The organism is Rhizobium sp. PP-F2F-G48 (assembly GCF_004342335.1).
Classification (GTDB): Bacteria; Pseudomonadota; Alphaproteobacteria; order Rhizobiales; family Rhizobiaceae; genus Ferranicluibacter.
Map to the genome: position 1 here is coordinate 12,290 of NZ_SLVH01000010.1, position 15,219 is coordinate 27,508.

The window sequence follows — 15,219 nt, forward strand, 5'->3', positions numbered from 1 at the left end:
GCCGACATACAGCGTCAGGAAGTCGAAACCCATCACTATCGATACTTAGATACTATCGATAGTTAATATCTCTCATCGAAGAAGCAGGCTATGACGCTAGCAAATGGCTCGATTGCTTTCGTTTAATGACTACGGCATATTGAATTCAATGGTTTATGATATCGGCAAGATCGATCTGCGAGCACTCATTTTACCGGCGGCCCGGGCCGGCGAGGCTTTAGCGCGCCTCGACGAGCGCGTCGCCCGCTCGCCGATCCGCGACGGCTTTCTCGAACGGCAGAACTTCGCTGACGCCATCGCGTCCCTGTGGGTTGATGGCGAACTCGTCCACCTCGAGGATCTCGTCCTGCACGACGCCCGCCTCGATATCCGCACACCCACCCATGAGCTGACCATTGCCCATTCCATCCTGCGCGCCCGCCGTCAGATTTTTGCGCATCCGCGCGAATGGGCGCTGAGTGCCGCCGGCGTCGCCCGGCTGCGGGGCAGGGGAGTGGGCGACGAACCCGGTCTACCGTGCTCTAACTTGCCGCTCTCGGCCGACGAAGATGACGACGATCTTGCATTTGGCGATCGGGACCATGACGATGATTTTGCCGAGATCGATGCGGTGCTGGCGCGCAGTACTGCGGTCCTCGACGGATCGGCCGTCGCCCGACCGGCGGGCGACCGCGATCCACTGGTCTACGATGCCGACTGGGACGAAGACGAGCGGCTCGAACAATGGCGCGTGGTCCTCGGCGAAACCGATGGTCTCTCGCCTGTGCTGCGCGCGTCAATTCTGCTCGACGCGTGGAACGCGATCGAGGTGCTTCAGCATCGCGCCGAACTCGGCCGTCAGCTCGTCGCCTCGCTTCTGCGTCGCGATGGCACGACGCCGGCCCACCTGCCGGCCCTCAATATCGGGCTGCGCAGCGTGCGGCGCGAGCGGCGGCATGCCGGAAGCCAGATGACGCGGATAATGGCGATGCTCGAGGCGTTTTCTGCAGCAGCCGAACTGGGGATGAAGGAACACGACCGGATCCTCCTTGCCCGACAACAACTGGAGCGACAAACATCCGCCAGAAGCGTGAATTCAAAACTGTCGCGGCTCGTTGATCTGGTCGTGGCTCGGCCCGTCGTTTCCGCGACCATGATTGCACAAGAACTTAATGTTACACCGCAAGGGGCGCGCCATCTGGCGGCGCAGCTGCCGCTGCGGGAGATGACGGGCAGGGGAAGGTTTCGGGCATGGGGGGTGCTGTAGGCGGGTTGCAGATGAGCGATGACGTCGAGATATCCTAACATTAGCGAAAAAATCGACATCGCTGAAATGTCAGAGATATTTCTGTCGCAAAAGTCGGGCGCAAAAGTCAAAGTTTTGCGACCGACATTTGCGACGATTGTTAAAGTGAAAAAAGACCCAGTCCGGCTCGCACTTCCTCAAGGGTTGCTTGGGTCCGCTCGCGCGCTCTGACGGTGCCCTCCCGCAGGAGGTTCATGACATAGCCCGGATCTTCCGCGTATTGGGCACGGCGGTCCCTGATTGGAGCGAGCAGGGATTGCAGAACATCCTCAAGCTGCCCCTTCACTGGCATGTCGCCCAGCCCGCCCCGACGATATCGGGTCTTGAGGTCCTCAATATTGGCCGGATCGTCGTCAAAGGCATCGAGATAGGTGAAGACAACATTGCCCTCGACCGTTCCGGGGTCAGAAGCGCGGATATGATGAGGGTCCGTATACATCTGTCGAACGGCATCACGGATTTCATCCGGCGAGGCGGAAAGCAGAATAGCATTCCCCTGCGATTTGCTCATCTTGGCCTTGCCGTCGATCCCCGGCAGACGGCCAACGGTTGGGATCATTGCGTGGGCTTCCGGCAGGAGGTCACGGCCGATCTGCCGATTCAGTCGCCGAACGATTTCATTTGTCTGTTCGATAAGCGGGGCCTGGTCCTCGCCCACGGGAACGATCGTTGCCTTGAACGCGGTAACGTCGGCCGCCTGCGCAACGGGATAGCAAAGAAATCCGGCTGGAACGTCGCGTTCGAAGCCGCGAAGCTGGATTTCTGTTTTGATCGTCGGATTTCGCTCCAGCCGGGCGACGGTCACGAAATTCATGTAGAGCATGGTCAATTCGGCCAACGCCGGCAGGGCCGATTGCACGCAGATGGTCGTCAGGGCAGGATCGATGCCCACAGCCAGATAGTCGAAGGCGACTTCGAGCACGTTGCGCCGTACCTTCTCTGGATCATGAGCATTGTCGGTCAAAGCCTGTATGTCCGCGAGAAGTAAGAACTGCTCGTGGGTATGCTGAAGCGTGACGCGGTTCTTCAAAGATCCGACGTAGTGGCCGAGATGAAGGGGGCCGGTCGTTCGATCCCCTGTCAGAATGACCGGGCGTTTATTCGTGGAATTGGACATGAGGGGCTCCATAAGGGAGCCGCCGTGATCGGAAAGACTAATGGGAAATGACCATGCCTGCCGGATCACGGCGGCAAAGGGTCAATTTCAAAATGACGACATGCCGCTCCTAACGGGAGCGCCACCAGATGCTGAGGCTGATATTGGCGAGGTCTATCATGTCAGATAGATGCCACATGCCGCCGATATCTCGCAAGTGCCTTTGCGAGATTCGTGAATGTCAGGACATTCGCGAAAATTCAGAGAGATCGGCTCGCGCGCGCCAAGCCATGGGCAACCAGTCGGTCAATCGTTTCGGTATAGCTGACGCCGCTTGCCGCCATGACCTTCGAATACATGCTGACGTCCGTAAATCCGGGAATCGTGTTGAGTTCGTTGACCAGAATTCGCATGTCCTCTGTCACGAAGAAGTCCGCCCTCGACATGCTATCGCAGCCCAATGCACGGAACGCTATCGCTGCATAGGCTCGGATTTTCTCCTCGACTTCGTGAGGTAACTCGGCCGGCACCCTCAGCGCTGCCCCGTTCGAGTCTATATATTTGGCGTCATAGGTATAAAAGCCATGGCTTTCAGCCGGAATGATCTCACCTGTCCTTGATACGAACAGGGAGCCATCAGTATTTTCTAAAACGGCACATTCTATCTCACGCCCCTGAATGAACTCCTCCGCGAGAAGCTTTCTGTCGTGCCGAAAACCTTCTGAAAGGGCGGCCTCATAATCCGCATTGTTCGAAACCTTGCTGACTCCGACCGAAGAACCTTGGCGAGCCGGCTTAACGAACATGGGTAGCCCGAGCGTCCGCGCAAGTTCACCAAACGTTGGTGCTGCACCGTGATGTATTGTGATAGAACGCGCGGCTGGCACGCCTGCATCATTGAACAATCGCTTGGCGATGTCCTTGTCGAGTGCGTTGGCGGAGCCGGGTATGCCGCATCCTGCCAGTGGCACAGATGCTACCTCTGCCAGCCCTTGCACTGCGCCGTCCTCGCCGTGAAGCCCATGCAAGACAGGAAACAGGATATCAATCTTTGGCAGCTCATAGGCAGCGCGATCAACAGGAAGGGCGATTATCCGCCCATATCCCCCTGGAATGAAACAAAGCTCTGTGCCGATCGACGGAGTTGCCAGCGTGCCACTTTCAAAAACACTCAGTAGCCATTGTCCCTCACGTGTGACGAAAATAGGTGTGGCATTGTATTTTTCAGGGGCCAGCGCATTCATGACGTTGGTCGCAGAGAGAACCGACACATTGTGCTCGGCCGATCGGCCGCCATAAATCACGGCAATACGTATTTTTGGATTGTTCTTTCTTTCCATCATAAGGCTGTCCAACTGCAGTTCCATATTCTCATTACCGTAGCACAGCGCTTTTCCTGAAAGTGATCGCAAATGTAGCGATAGCAACTTCCAGACCGGCCGCGACCAACAATGCCGATAGAAGCGCCTCTTTTCCGAAGTTGACCAGAATCCAGCCGCCGAGAACGGGGAAGCCGAATATGCCAACAAAATAAAAGAGGACGAACCAGGTCAGAGCCGCATGGCGGTGCTCTGGCGCGGCGCTATTGACCGCCCATGTCTGAATGACGGGATAGACCAGGCCATAGCCGATGCCTGTCAGTATCGCCGACACGATCTGAAAAACAGGAGACGAAGGAACTCCGAACATCGCCACCACACCGCAAATCATAACCAGCAGCAGCCCGATCGCAAGGCCAGACTGCGGTAGCCTTGCAAGAAAGCGAGCCAGCGTAATACGCGCTCCGACAACCGTGACCGCATAGAAGATGAAAAACGAACTGGCGTTGGCCTTCGTACCCTCGACCAGTGAACTCTGGAAACTCATCAGGCCCGAGAAAACGCAGGCTCCAAGCCCGACCATCAAGATTGGCCGGATGGTGTGTGATGGCGCAATGCGTGCGATGTCACGCACCCACGGGCGGATCGCCTGCCCTTGCCTCGGAAGGGGAGATTTGTTGCCGAATGCCAGCAGTAAAATGCTCGCGGCAAGCGCAGCAAATGCGACCAACAGGAAAGCAGTCTCGATAGCCAGCCCGAAATCCCCGATGGCGAGGTTGACGACCACAGGACCGCCACCGATTCCTGCCATCTGGAATGCACCGAAGCGCGTGAACCAGAACCCTCGATCTGCGTCCGTCACCCGCTCGGACAATGCCATGGGCGCGCCGATGTAGAACATGCCCCAGCCAAGGCCGATCAAAGCACCGGCAACACGGCTAAGGGCAATCCCGTGGGCGCCAGCAAAGGCCAGTACGAGGAAACCGCAGGCGATCGACAGGGCGGCAATTGCCGTCATTCGTGCGGCATCAATGCGACCTGAAAACCACCCGACCAGAGGAACGCCGGCAAATGTGCCGATCATCGCTGCGCCCAAGGCCAAGCCGGTATCGATGTCATCTCCACCACGAGCGCGGATGTAAGCCGAAAACAGGAAGGTCGCACCATATCCGGCTGCGGCAAATATGGTGCCTGCGAACAGGAATGGCGCGGAAGCGGCGCGCATAGAAGTCATTTGAACCTCGAAAAAGATTGAAGTGGCTCTATTAAATAGCAATAATGTTCATTATTTAAGCGCCACTTCGCGCTCCTTCCTTGAGCCACTTTTGGAGGAATCAATGAGCCAGACGCGAAGACGTGAGAGCCTTTCGGCGGCGTTTCTTCCACAAATCGATCTGGAGTCGGAAATTTCTCTGGTAAGGCAGCTCTACCTCTCGCTGCGTAACGCCATCATGGCTGGCCGCTTGGGATCGGGACATAGACTGCCCTCGACCCGGTTGGCGGCGAAGGAATGGAAGCTATCGCGCGGCTCCGTCGCTGAAGCTTATGAAATCCTGATCGCTGAGGGCTATGCGAGCGCCAGGCATGGGTCCGGCACCTATGTTTCACCGGGTCTGCCTGACGTATTCAGCCAGCCAGACAATTCGATGCAGCCGGGCACAGATTCGCCGTGCCGTACCGTTTCAGTAGCAGCGGCGAAGGCCCTTTCCCTGGCGACCAGCCTTGAGACGCCGAAGCAGTTGCCCTTTGCAACAGGCCGCATTGTCCATGATGAACGAACGACACGCTTGCTCAGCCGTATTGCCGGCCGATACCTGAACTATTCCAGCGATGGATACGGCGACATTCAGGGGGAAGGGGAACTAAGATCGGCTATCGTTGCTTATCTCACCGCCTCGCGTGGCGTGCGCTGCACCAGTGATCAGGTGTTCATCACATCTGGAACTCAGCAGGCCCTCGATCTCGCCTTTCGCGTTCTGGTTACGCCGGGAGACACCGTTTTCGTGGAAGACCCCTGCTACCCGCCCGCGAGACATGCCTTGATCCTTCAAGGAGCCAAAATCGTCGGGTATCCGGTAGATCGGGACGGTCTCATTACCGAAGCTCTGGTCCGTGCCAATGTAGACCCGCCAGCGCTCATCTACGTCACCCCCTCGCATCAATATCCGTCGGGAGCGGCTCTCCCCCTCCCGCGCAGGCTGGAACTCCTCTCTTACGCGCGGGAAAACGGCTGCTGGATTATTGAAGACGATTACGACAGCGAGTTTCGCTACGATGGGCATCCGATCGCATCGTTGCAGGGACTCGATCAGGCCAACAGGGTCATTTATGCGGGAACCTTCAGCAAATCTCTTCTGCCGAGTTTTCGGGTTGGCTATCTGGTGGTGCCACCCGATCTGACGCAGGTATTTCGGGCGGTGCGTCCGATCCTTGATCGCTTCCCCCCGGTGCTACCGCAACGCATCGTGGCCGATTTTCTGAACGAAGGCTATTTTCCCGCGCATCTTCGACGGCTGAGAGAGCGCCACAGGGCCTCGCGTGACCTGCTTGCCCACCTCCTACAGGAACGTATGGGTGACCATTTGAACGTCTCCAGTCCGGAGCAGGGCATTCACCTGACGGTGCGGAGTGCCGGAATATGGAGTGACGATGTTGCCGTTTCGAACGCTGCGCGAAAGCGCGGCGTTATCGTCATTCCGATCTCTCCCATGCATGTCTCCGGCTCTCCCGCGCCGGGACTGATGCTCGGGTTTTCAGGGCTTTCAGAGCAGGAAGCCGATATTGGGACGCAATGGCTGACAAGGATGTTCGATCAGGAGCGTTTTCAATAGTTTTAGTCGTTCGTCATTTCCGACCACCGTCGTCGCAAATCTCCCGACATTTGCTCGATATGTTACTCCGACTTTTGCAGCGTTGCAAAATCAGGAATTTTGCGAAACTAGCTGGCTACGATCACCTTGCCAGTAATCGCCCCTTCCACGCTCTTCGCGTAGGCAAGCCCTACTCTCTTTGAGGACACGGGTTCGTGGCCGGGGAACCATTCCCCGTATCTCGGCACGGACACGTCCAGCAGGCCAGGGCTCACGACATTGATGCGAAGGCCGCGAGGCATCTCGATAGCCGCGCCATGAACAAATCCACCGAGCGCGCCATTTGCCGCCGCTGCGCCTGTTCCCATCCGGATAGGGTCGCGATCAAGCACGCCGCTCGTCAATGTGAACGAGCCGCCATCGCTGATCCTGTTCAAACCAGCCAAGACTAGATTCACCTGCCCCATGACCTTATCGCGCAGGCCCAACATGAATGTCTCTTCGGTAAACTCGGCAAGGGGCCCGAAATGAACGTTCCCGGCAGTCGAAATGACGGCATCCACGTTGCCGCATTGGGCGTACATGGCATCGACCGAGGCGCGGTCGGCCATGTCAACCCGAATATCGCCACTCGACCGCCCGGCCTTAATGATCTCATGGCGCCCGCGCAGTTCCTCGCAGGCGGCTTTCCCAATATCGCCTTCAGCGCCGACGACAATAATTCTCATAGCCTTTCCCTCCCCATTTCATCATACCGTTTGAGCTTATAGGCGAGGAGTTCGGCGCAGTGATCCAAGGCAGCTCGGCGCTTATGCAATTGCTCGGCGTGACCAAGTAACACGGCCTTGCGTTCGGATAGCGTTTCGTGGCCGTGCTGGTAGAGCTGCGCAAAATGGCGCATCTGTTCCATAGGCATGCCCGTCTCTCGCAGCGAGGACAAAAGAACAAGCCATTCAATGTTTTCGGCTGAAAAAACTCTCCGCCCGTCGCTTCCGCGCCCGACTTTCGGAAGCAGTCCCAATTTTTCATAGTAGCGGATGGTGTCGATACTCAACCCGCTTGTAGATGCAGCTTCTGAAATCCGCATATCCTGCCCTAGACTGTGATGCCGTGCAGGTTAGCAAGCTGGAGTAGCTCCAGGTCAAGAGGGAATTCGCCGTTTCTGTTGAGCGGCTTGTTGCGATAATCCCGACTTTTTTCGCGATTTTCATAGATGATTTCTGCGACGTTACAAAATCAGGATTTCCGCGACGGACCCCTAAGTCATACTGGGCCGAATATTTCTCGAAGGCGCTGCGTGATGGTCCGCACGGGTGCTGATCGCCTGAGATCGGAATGCACGGCCAACCATATATCCCGGTGGATCAGCGGCGTGTTCGGCGGGGCTGGAATAAGCCCCGCATCGGACATACCCATGAAATCCGGCAGCGCCGCGATGCCTGCACCAGCCCGCGCAGCGGCCTGTTGGATCTCAAGGCTGCTGGCATAGAACGAAAAGGACCGGCCTCCCGCAAAAACCTCGATCGCCGTTTGCTGTGGAACGCCCGCCAACGGCGCATCATACCCGATGAACCGCCAGTTTTCTTTGTCGGTGACGGCGAGATATCCGGGGCTGGCAAAGAGCCGGAAATTTATCGTTCCCAATTTCGTAATGGTCAGTTCGCCATCCTCTGGCCGGCTCAAGCGAATGGCAATATCCGCCTCGCCTCTATCAAGGGAGGCGGTGCGGCCCTCTCCGATGATCCTAATCGTCAAGCGTGGGTGATGCCTTTGCAGATCGACCAGTGGCGCCGTCAGGATTTCGACGGCAAGCGCAGGCGGGGCGCTGATTGTGACGGTCCCGGACAAATCATGCCGCGCACCATCGGCGGCCCTTCGGACCGCTCGGGCCTCGCTCTCCATCCTGTCCGCAATGGCAGCTATCCGCTCACCATCAGACGTCAAGGTCCAGCGCCGGCCCCTCCGGTCAACGAGCGGGATACCAAGTTGCTCTTCCAATGAGGCGATACGGCGGGCCACTGTCGCATGTTCGACACCAAGAAGCCGCGCCGCAGCCGATAAGGTGCCAGCGGAGGCCAGGGCGCTGAAATGTCTAAGGTCGTCCCAGTTCATTCGTTAAATAATTCACATTGGTTGCCAGAAAATAGAGAATTTTCAATCGGAATACAAGATGCGATGACACCGCCATAGAGGCGGAGATGAACAGCATGGATAGAAAAGTAGAACTGATCGCAACAGGCGACATCTATAACCTCCGGGTTTCCGGCATTGAGCCCGAGCCGCCAGGACCGGACGAGTTGCGCATTCGCCATGTGGGCATTGGTGTAAACTTCATCGACATATATCAGCGGACTGGTTTGTATCCTTTGCCGCTGCCTGCCGTGTTGGGTGTCGAAGGTGCCGGCATCGTTGAAGCGGTTGGTTCCGAAGCCGGTGAGTTTCATGTCGGGGACAGGATTGCCTACGCCGGTATCCCAGGTGGGTACGCTTCCACCCGCCGCCTGCCAGCTTGGCGAGCGATCAAGTTGCCAGATGATATCAGCACGAGAATCGCCGCCGGTTCCTTCTTGCGCGGATTGACGGCACATATGCTCCTGACTCGAACTTATCGAGCCGAACGCGGGACTACGTTGCTCATCCCTGCTGCCGCCGGCGGCTTGGGGGCAACGCTGACCCGGTGGGCAAAACACTTGGGCTGTATCGTGATCGGCACGGTTGGGTCGCCCGAAAAAGCCCGCATTGCGCACGCTAACGGTGCCGATCACGTCATTGTCGGCCGCAATGCGGATATGGTGGCGGAGGTCGCCCGGCTGACACATGCCAAAGGCGTGGATTTCGCCATCGACGGTATCGGCGGCGATATGCTTGGCAAGACACTCGGCTGTGTTCGGCGATTTGGTGTTGTGGCCTCCATCGGACAGGTAGGCGGGCCGATCCCTGCAATCCCGGTGCAAGAACTGGGGCCGATCCGCTCTCTGTCACTCGCACGTCCAAGCGTCATGGCCTATGCCGCAGAGCAGGAAACTTACCGCGTTGCGACCCAAGCGGTGATAGCCGTAATTCGGCAAGGTATCATTGCGAGCGCCGGCCGCGACTATCCATTGGAAGAGGCCGCTCAAGCCCAAAGCGATCTCGAAACTGGCAAGACAACGGGCAGCATTCTGCTGCTGCCCTAGAATTTAGAGCTTTCTTCCCTTGTCGCAGAAATTCCGACATTTGCTCGAATTTTATAACTGACTTTTGCAGCGTCCGAAATTCAGGAATTTCGCGAATCTGTACGGGCTTCATAAGCTAACCAATCCCGAAAGTGCGCAACGGCGGGTCGTTGCAGCGCCGCCGCCGTGCTCACGGCGTAATAGGCGAAGTTCGTCGGCCACTGGATCGAGATAGGCCGCACGAGACGCCCGGAACGGAGATCGTCGTCGGCATAGGTATCACGAACCAGGGCGAGCCCTTGTCCCGCTACGGCCGCCTTCACCATCAGATGGTCGTCGGAGAAAGAGGGGCCGGGAAGTTGTGCAGACACGTCCCCGCCATATGCCTCGAACCAGAGCCGCCAATCCGCACGGTCAAGGTCGTGCAGAAGAGGAAACGCAAGGCAATCGGCAGGAACCTTGATAGGGGCGCGGCCCTGAAGAAGTTGCGGACTGGCGACAACGATCAACTCGGGAGCGATGAGAGGGACCGACAGAAGCCCCGGATAGTCCCCTAGCCCGTGCCTGATCGCCATATCCACCGGCTCGCGCTTCAGGTCCACGATGCGGCTGTCGGTTTCCAGCTCGATATCGATTTGGGGATAGAGCTTCGCGAAACGCGACATGCGCGGGACCAGCCAGTTCGCAGCAAAGGACGCCATGGTGCTCACCCTGACGCGATGAGCGGATGGCTGCTCCAATCCGCGACGCGCTTCCTCGATCCGGCGGAATGGCTCGTCCAAGACAGCGAACAACGTTTGGCCGACTTCGGTCAATGTGACACCTGCCGCTGTTCTCCTGAACAGCCGATGCCCCACCTGTTCTTCCAGGCTCCGCACCCTCTGGCTAATGGCACCCGGCGTCAGCGACAAAACCTCGGCAGCATCCAGCATCCGTCCTGATCGGGCCACAGTAACGAATGTTTCGAGCAGAGAGAGAGGTATTGTCATTGGACGTGTTTAGCACAGCTAAACATGTCCAGTAAAACCATCGTTTGCTGATCGCTACCCGCTCACGGAATTGTCTCCCGAAGACATGCAGGAGAATTTCATGGATTCGAGCCAATCATCGACATCAATGCAGCAATGGGCAGTCGTCGCTTTCAGTTTTCTCGCTCTCGCTCTGGCCTTCTCGGCGCGAGCCACGCTCGGCCTGGTTATGCCGATCTGGTCCCAGGAGCTTGGCTGGTCTCGCAGCTTCGTTTCTGGATCGGCGGCGGCGGCGCTGCTGGTCATGGCGGCGGTCGCTCCGTTCGCTGGCCGTCTGGTCGATCGTCACGGAGTCCGGTCAACGCTGACGCTCGGCCTTGCGCTTGTCGGGGCCGGATGCCTGATTGTCTCGGCGACCAGCAATGCCGCCGTTTTCGTTCTGGCTTTCAGCGCATTGTCGGCGCTCGGCTTCGGGATCGTGGCGACGCATGTGGTATCGACGGCCATCGCAAGGCAATTCAATACAAACCGTGGGCTTGCGACGGGCATCGCCACCTCCGGCTCAACAGGCGGGCAATTCCTGATCGTTCCCCTGGTCGCGGCGGTTCTGACTGCATTCAGTTGGCGGTGGAGTTTCTTCACCATCGGACTTGCCTGCCTCGTGCTCATCGCGCTCCTGTGGCGGACACTGGCGACAAAGGATGGCCCCAAGGAAAACGTTTCGTCTTCTATGCCATCCGTATCCCTGAAAGATGATCTCTCTGCGATTCTCCGGAAACCGGCTTTCCATGTCCTGTTCTGGAGCTTTCTCCTTTGCGGCTACACAACGGCGGGCGTGATCGAGACACATTTCCTGCCTTACGCTTCTTTCTGCGGCTTCGGGCCTGTTCCAAGTGCTGCCGCCTACGGGGTGCTGTCGGCGGTCAACCTGCTCGGCATGATCGGAGCCGGCTGGCTGACCGACCGTATGAACCGGGTCGTTCTGCTTGGCTCGATCTACATCCTGCGCGGGCTGACCTTCCTCATCCTCATGAATGTCGGAGCCAGCTATGAAATGTTGGTCGTCTTCGCGATGCTGTTCGGCGCTGTGGACTATGCGACCGTTCCGGTGACCGCCAGCCTCGTCGCCAGCCATATCGGCCTACGCGTCATGGGTCTCGCAATGGGGCTGATCTCGGCAGGTCACTCGCTCGGTGCAGCGGCGGGCGCATATTCAGGGGGATACATCTTCGACCTGACCATGAGATATGAGTGGGTCTGGCTGATCTCAATCGGGCTTGCAGTCGGGGCGGGCCTCATGGTTTTCATGCTGCGTGACCAACCGAATCAAACGATATAGGTCTCCTGACAGGCTGTCCCGGAAATCCCGATTTTTGTTCGATATGTTGGCCCGACTTCTGCACAGTCGCAAAATCAGTAGTTTTGCAACGCGACAACCACAGGCTCGCCTTGTGGGAAGCTGATAACCTCCTTTGGTAAAGGCCAGTCCGCTGTAGTTTCCGGCTCGCCGTCCCCGTCAACATCGGCGCTCCTCAGTCGCGAAGCGAGCTGGTCTAGCGTTGTCCTCGCCTCTTGCGACAACTCGGTTGAAACGGGGAAAGGTCCTTTGATAGACCCCAGTAATCCCATGGCTTCAGTTCCAGCTTACGCAGGGCTGCGATCTCTCGAAGCAGGCTTCCCGCGACGAACCACTCCCCCCCCAAGGTTGAGGCTCGACACGCCAAATCGCGAGCCGATGCTCGGTTCGTCTTTAATCCGAAACCATGCCTCGTTTGCGGTTAGAAACCGCTCGCGCGGTACGTCCAATGTGTTGAAGGAAGCTCCACCAGCCGCCGCAAATTCCACATCGAGCCGTTTCCAGTGCTGGCCATCATGCCATTCGCAAAGCCAGTGATCTTCCCAAAAGTCGGGAACGATGTAGTCGGCAAAACCGACGCGAAGACGTGCCGGGATACCCTTGGCGCGAAAAGCGCTCGCTGCCAGAATTGCGAAATCCCGGCAGAGGCCACCAATCTTGATCTGCGTAGGATCGCCTTCAAGCAAGTTGCGCTCGGCGGCGACAGCCAGAATCTCGGTTACGGAACGAAGCTCCAGATCGATGACCTGTTTAGTGGTAAAGCCTCGTTCCTTCGACTCGGCCCCACGAGGATGCTGCATGAACGAGCCAATCCACCGGGCAGTCAACTCCGGCGCGTCGCCCCCGAGCATCAAGGCTTCACGATACGGGCCGCGTTCCGAATAAATACTTTGGGAGGCATAGAAGGCTTTGCGCATTGTCGTCTCTCTCCGATAGAGGATGAGACACGACAAGAAGGGCAAATTTTCAAAAATTGTCAATCGGGTGCTTGTCGCGAAAATCCCGACATTTGCTCGACATGATAAGCCGACTTTTGCAGCGCTGCAAAATTAGAATTTTCGCGACAGCTAAGCGAAACTGTTGTCAAATAGAGGCCATTGTTGGAAGTCATTTAGCATGGCAATCCCTTTTAGCCCTATTGGCATCGATCACGTCGTGCTGTTGATCGATGACTTGGAACGGGCGCTCGAATTCTATTTTAAGGTCATGGGATGCCAGCCCGGCTATTCCTACCCGGCGTTAGGAATGGAACAGGTGTGGTGCGGGTCATCGCTGATCGTGTTGTGGGATGTAACGCATCCGGGCGGCCAGAAAGCCGCCTCTCCTATGAGGGGAGGGCGCAACGTCGATCACATCTGCATCGCAACAGGCCCCTTTGATCATGAGGAGCTACGCAAGCATCTAACCATGCATGGGGTTGAGATTTCCCAGGAGGCTTTTCACGGCGGCGCCAGGGCATTGGCCATTCATTCTATGTGCATGATCCGTTTGGTAACAAAATCGAGATCAAAGGTCCTGCGGAATATCCCGATGGACGCACGAAAGCCAAGCCGAACGCATCCTGATCACCGGACGCGACGAAACCATTCTTTTTGCTGAGTAGCCCTCAGTTGGTCGAGATCAAAGTCTGCGAACACGGTACCTTGTCGCGTATCTCCCATCGCAAGCACCTGCCCCAACGCGCCTACAGCAAAAGAATGTCCGTCATCCTTTGGCTCTGGGTAGTTCGCCACCGCGATCCCTACCACTGACTGAAAAGCTGTTGCGCGGACCCCGGCCACGCGAATGTCTCCTACCTCGGCGTCATCGACCAGAGGGCTGCTGTTCGGCACAAGAATAATTTCTACCCCGGAACGGACGAGATCGGATGCAACTTCCGGAAACTCGCGATCCATACAGACCATGATCCCGACAGCGACCTGCCCAAGGCGCGTGTCGAGATGGATAACTGAAGATTCGTCTCCGGCCGCGCAGGCTTCTTCAGGGACATCAAAAAAGCAGATATGCCGCTTTCTCTGATGGAGTACCACATTGCCATTGCGGTCGATCAGCGCGGCGGAATTGAAAGGCTTGTGCTCCGCCTTCTCAAGAAAGGTTGCAGCGACTGCCACGCCAGTTCTACGCGCTGCGTTGCGGAATTTATCGATGAACGCTCCTTGCAAGTCTACAGCGCCATCGAGCCAAGCCCTGCGCGAGGTGGCATCTTGAGGATCAAATTTGCTATATCCATTCGAAAACATCTCAGGGAAGACAACAACGTCTGCCGCTGCATCGGCCGCATCATCAATGACGGCATCAATGTCGGTATCCGGTAGAACTTGGGCGAGCGCCACCCGAAAAGACTTGGTCGACAAATACACCGCCCTCCTGATTAGCCTGACTTCAGGTTTGATCATACATCAGCTTCAGAGCAAAAGTCATGATTTCTACGAAGGCAAGCGCGGTACGCGTCAAAAGCGGACATCGTGGCTCTTAGTCAACCTCGCCGCATCTCGATAGAATCTCATCGACAACGGAGGCGAGCGGCGCAGTGGCGTCAATGGTCGTCGCGTTCTTGGGTATGTCTTCTTTCGTTGTATGCAGTCGCACAACTGCTTCTCGCTCGGCTGGTTTTCCGCCGAACTCGTCTTCACGTCTGCTGACAAGCCGCTTCTTCAAAGTGTCCAAATCGACGTCGAGAACGAAAACCCCGTCAAACTGATCAATAAATTGATGGAAATTCCTGGAGCCGCCGCAGAAGAAGGAGATCGGGTGGCTCCGATCGGCGACCAGGGATTTTACTTTGTCGGCATTCCAAAGGTGGTGCTCGTGGCCAAAGGCCACATCCAGAACAAACCTCTCATGCTCAGAACCATCCAGCGGTTCACCCGTTTCTGGATCGCCTCTATAGGCCAACTCGCGGTCGCCATGGATTACGTGGTAACCGCGCCGCTGCAGTTCGGTGGCGACTGAAGTCTTGCCAGTCCCCGAAACGCCTTCGATCAAATAGTTCCTGACACCCATTTCGCTCTCGTTCGATGAACCGCACGCGCTTTGGCAATGGCCATGTATCCACATTGCCTTATGGTGCAGGATTTTAACAGATTTCTCACGCGTCAACTCCAGCGGATTGCGGTGCTGAAGTCTGAGACGTTAAATTTCGCGTCGCGCCGAAAGCGGAAGTGGCGGCAATGTCGCGAAATTCCCGATTAAAATTTCAATTTTGCGTCCGAGTTCTGCGCCGTCTCAG

At 57.1% G+C, this 15,219-nt stretch carries 15 protein-coding genes; 5 read left to right on the forward strand and 10 right to left on the reverse strand.

The window, feature by feature from the left end; genetic code table 11:
- Positions 1-148: 148 nt before the first annotated feature.
- The gene (locus C8J36_RS19730) at positions 149-1,246 is read left to right on the forward strand and encodes an RHE_PE00001 family protein (protein ID WP_132537209.1); all 1,098 of its coding nucleotides are present in this window, start codon (positions 149-151) and stop codon (positions 1,244-1,246) included.
- Between the two features lie 139 nt (positions 1,247-1,385).
- Here C8J36_RS19730 and trpS read toward each other — a convergent pair whose 3' ends face one another.
- The 3 genes from trpS to C8J36_RS19745 all read right to left on the reverse strand — a co-directional run bounded on the left by trpS (position 1,386) and on the right by C8J36_RS19745 (position 4,934).
- The gene (gene trpS / locus C8J36_RS19735; protein ID WP_132537071.1) at positions 1,386-2,402 is read right to left on the reverse strand and encodes a tryptophan--tRNA ligase; all 1,017 of its coding nucleotides are present in this window, start codon (positions 2,400-2,402) and stop codon (positions 1,386-1,388) included.
- Between the two features lie 239 nt (positions 2,403-2,641).
- Positions 2,642-3,724, reverse strand: a complete 1,083-nt coding sequence (locus C8J36_RS19740) for a D-alanine--D-alanine ligase family protein (RefSeq protein ID WP_245506643.1) — start codon at positions 3,722-3,724, stop codon at positions 2,642-2,644.
- A 31-nt stretch (positions 3,725-3,755) separates the two neighbouring features.
- Positions 3,756-4,934, reverse strand: coding sequence for an MFS transporter (locus tag C8J36_RS19745; protein WP_207897568.1), 1,179 nt, complete (start codon positions 4,932-4,934; stop codon positions 3,756-3,758).
- 103 nt (positions 4,935-5,037) lie between these two features.
- Between C8J36_RS19745 and C8J36_RS19750 the strand changes: the two genes are divergently transcribed.
- Positions 5,038-6,531 (forward strand): PLP-dependent aminotransferase family protein, encoded by a 1,494-nt coding sequence (locus C8J36_RS19750; protein ID WP_132537072.1) that lies wholly within the window; start codon positions 5,038-5,040, stop codon positions 6,529-6,531.
- A gap of 107 nt (positions 6,532-6,638) precedes the next feature.
- Here the strand turns inward: C8J36_RS19750 and C8J36_RS19755 are convergent, their stop codons facing one another.
- The 3 genes from C8J36_RS19755 to C8J36_RS19765 all read right to left on the reverse strand — a co-directional run bounded on the left by C8J36_RS19755 (position 6,639) and on the right by C8J36_RS19765 (position 8,622).
- Positions 6,639-7,238, reverse strand: a complete 600-nt coding sequence (locus C8J36_RS19755) for a short chain dehydrogenase (RefSeq protein WP_132537073.1) — start codon at positions 7,236-7,238, stop codon at positions 6,639-6,641.
- A complete protein-coding gene (locus tag C8J36_RS19760; protein ID WP_132537074.1) occupies positions 7,235-7,597 on the reverse strand; it encodes a MerR family transcriptional regulator in 363 nt (120 codons plus the stop codon). The genes C8J36_RS19755 and C8J36_RS19760 overlap by 4 nt, the downstream gene beginning before the upstream one ends.
- A 176-nt stretch (positions 7,598-7,773) precedes the next feature.
- The gene (locus C8J36_RS19765) at positions 7,774-8,622 is read right to left on the reverse strand and encodes a LysR family transcriptional regulator (protein ID WP_132537075.1); all 849 of its coding nucleotides are present in this window, start codon (positions 8,620-8,622) and stop codon (positions 7,774-7,776) included.
- Between the two features lie 95 nt (positions 8,623-8,717).
- Here C8J36_RS19765 and C8J36_RS19770 point away from each other — a divergent pair, with 95 nt between their 5' ends.
- Positions 8,718-9,686, forward strand: a complete 969-nt coding sequence (locus C8J36_RS19770; protein ID WP_132537212.1) for a quinone oxidoreductase — start codon at positions 8,718-8,720, stop codon at positions 9,684-9,686.
- 80 nt (positions 9,687-9,766) lie between these two features.
- Here C8J36_RS19770 and C8J36_RS19775 read toward each other — a convergent pair whose 3' ends face one another.
- The gene (locus tag C8J36_RS19775) at positions 9,767-10,654 is read right to left on the reverse strand and encodes a LysR substrate-binding domain-containing protein (protein WP_132537076.1); all 888 of its coding nucleotides are present in this window, start codon (positions 10,652-10,654) and stop codon (positions 9,767-9,769) included.
- Positions 10,655-10,754: 100 nt separating this feature from the next.
- Here C8J36_RS19775 and C8J36_RS19780 point away from each other — a divergent pair, with 100 nt between their 5' ends.
- Positions 10,755-11,972, forward strand: coding sequence for an MFS transporter (locus C8J36_RS19780; RefSeq protein ID WP_132537077.1), 1,218 nt, complete (start codon positions 10,755-10,757; stop codon positions 11,970-11,972).
- 305 nt (positions 11,973-12,277) lie between these two features.
- Here C8J36_RS19780 and C8J36_RS19785 read toward each other — a convergent pair whose 3' ends face one another.
- Positions 12,278-12,907 (reverse strand): transglutaminase-like domain-containing protein, encoded by a 630-nt coding sequence (locus C8J36_RS19785; protein ID WP_245506645.1) that lies wholly within the window; start codon positions 12,905-12,907, stop codon positions 12,278-12,280.
- A 199-nt stretch (positions 12,908-13,106) separates the two neighbouring features.
- Here C8J36_RS19785 and C8J36_RS19790 point away from each other — a divergent pair, with 199 nt between their 5' ends.
- A complete protein-coding gene (locus tag C8J36_RS19790) occupies positions 13,107-13,589 on the forward strand; it encodes a VOC family protein (RefSeq protein WP_245506646.1) in 483 nt (160 codons plus the stop codon).
- On the opposite strand, the gene C8J36_RS19795 is transcribed toward C8J36_RS19790, so the two are convergent.
- Positions 13,556-14,386, reverse strand: a complete 831-nt coding sequence (locus C8J36_RS19795; protein ID WP_245506647.1) for a carbon-nitrogen hydrolase family protein — start codon at positions 14,384-14,386, stop codon at positions 13,556-13,558. The two genes, C8J36_RS19790 and C8J36_RS19795, sit on opposite strands and share 34 nt — an antisense overlap.
- Before the next feature lie 76 nt (positions 14,387-14,462).
- Positions 14,463-14,993, reverse strand: coding sequence for an AAA family ATPase (locus tag C8J36_RS19800; RefSeq protein WP_132537078.1), 531 nt, complete (start codon positions 14,991-14,993; stop codon positions 14,463-14,465).
- Positions 14,994-15,219 lie beyond the last annotated feature (226 nt).

Bases quoted from the DNA above. Each gene is read 5' to 3' on its own strand.
- C8J36_RS19730 (WP_132537209.1), top strand. From the start codon at position 149: ATGGTTTATGATATCGGCAAGATCGATCTGCGAGCACTCATTTTACCG.
- trpS (WP_132537071.1), bottom strand. From the start codon at position 2,402: ATGTCCAATTCCACGAATAAACGCCCGGTCATTCTGACAGGGGATCGA.
- C8J36_RS19740 (WP_245506643.1), bottom strand. From the start codon at position 3,724: ATGATGGAAAGAAAGAACAATCCAAAAATACGTATTGCCGTGATTTAT.
- C8J36_RS19745 (WP_207897568.1), bottom strand. From the start codon at position 4,934: ATGACTTCTATGCGCGCCGCTTCCGCGCCATTCCTGTTCGCAGGCACC.
- C8J36_RS19750 (WP_132537072.1), top strand. From the start codon at position 5,038: ATGAGCCAGACGCGAAGACGTGAGAGCCTTTCGGCGGCGTTTCTTCCA.
- C8J36_RS19755 (WP_132537073.1), bottom strand. From the start codon at position 7,238: ATGAGAATTATTGTCGTCGGCGCTGAAGGCGATATTGGGAAAGCCGCC.
- C8J36_RS19760 (WP_132537074.1), bottom strand. From the start codon at position 7,597: ATGCGGATTTCAGAAGCTGCATCTACAAGCGGGTTGAGTATCGACACC.
- C8J36_RS19765 (WP_132537075.1), bottom strand. From the start codon at position 8,622: ATGAACTGGGACGACCTTAGACATTTCAGCGCCCTGGCCTCCGCTGGC.
- C8J36_RS19770 (WP_132537212.1), top strand. From the start codon at position 8,718: ATGGATAGAAAAGTAGAACTGATCGCAACAGGCGACATCTATAACCTC.
- C8J36_RS19775 (WP_132537076.1), bottom strand. From the start codon at position 10,654: ATGACAATACCTCTCTCTCTGCTCGAAACATTCGTTACTGTGGCCCGA.
- C8J36_RS19780 (WP_132537077.1), top strand. From the start codon at position 10,755: ATGGATTCGAGCCAATCATCGACATCAATGCAGCAATGGGCAGTCGTC.
- C8J36_RS19785 (WP_245506645.1), bottom strand. From the start codon at position 12,907: ATGCGCAAAGCCTTCTATGCCTCCCAAAGTATTTATTCGGAACGCGGC.
- C8J36_RS19790 (WP_245506646.1), top strand. From the start codon at position 13,107: ATGGCAATCCCTTTTAGCCCTATTGGCATCGATCACGTCGTGCTGTTG.
- C8J36_RS19795 (WP_245506647.1), bottom strand. From the start codon at position 14,386: ATGATCAAACCTGAAGTCAGGCTAATCAGGAGGGCGGTGTATTTGTCG.
- C8J36_RS19800 (WP_132537078.1), bottom strand. From the start codon at position 14,993: ATGGGTGTCAGGAACTATTTGATCGAAGGCGTTTCGGGGACTGGCAAG.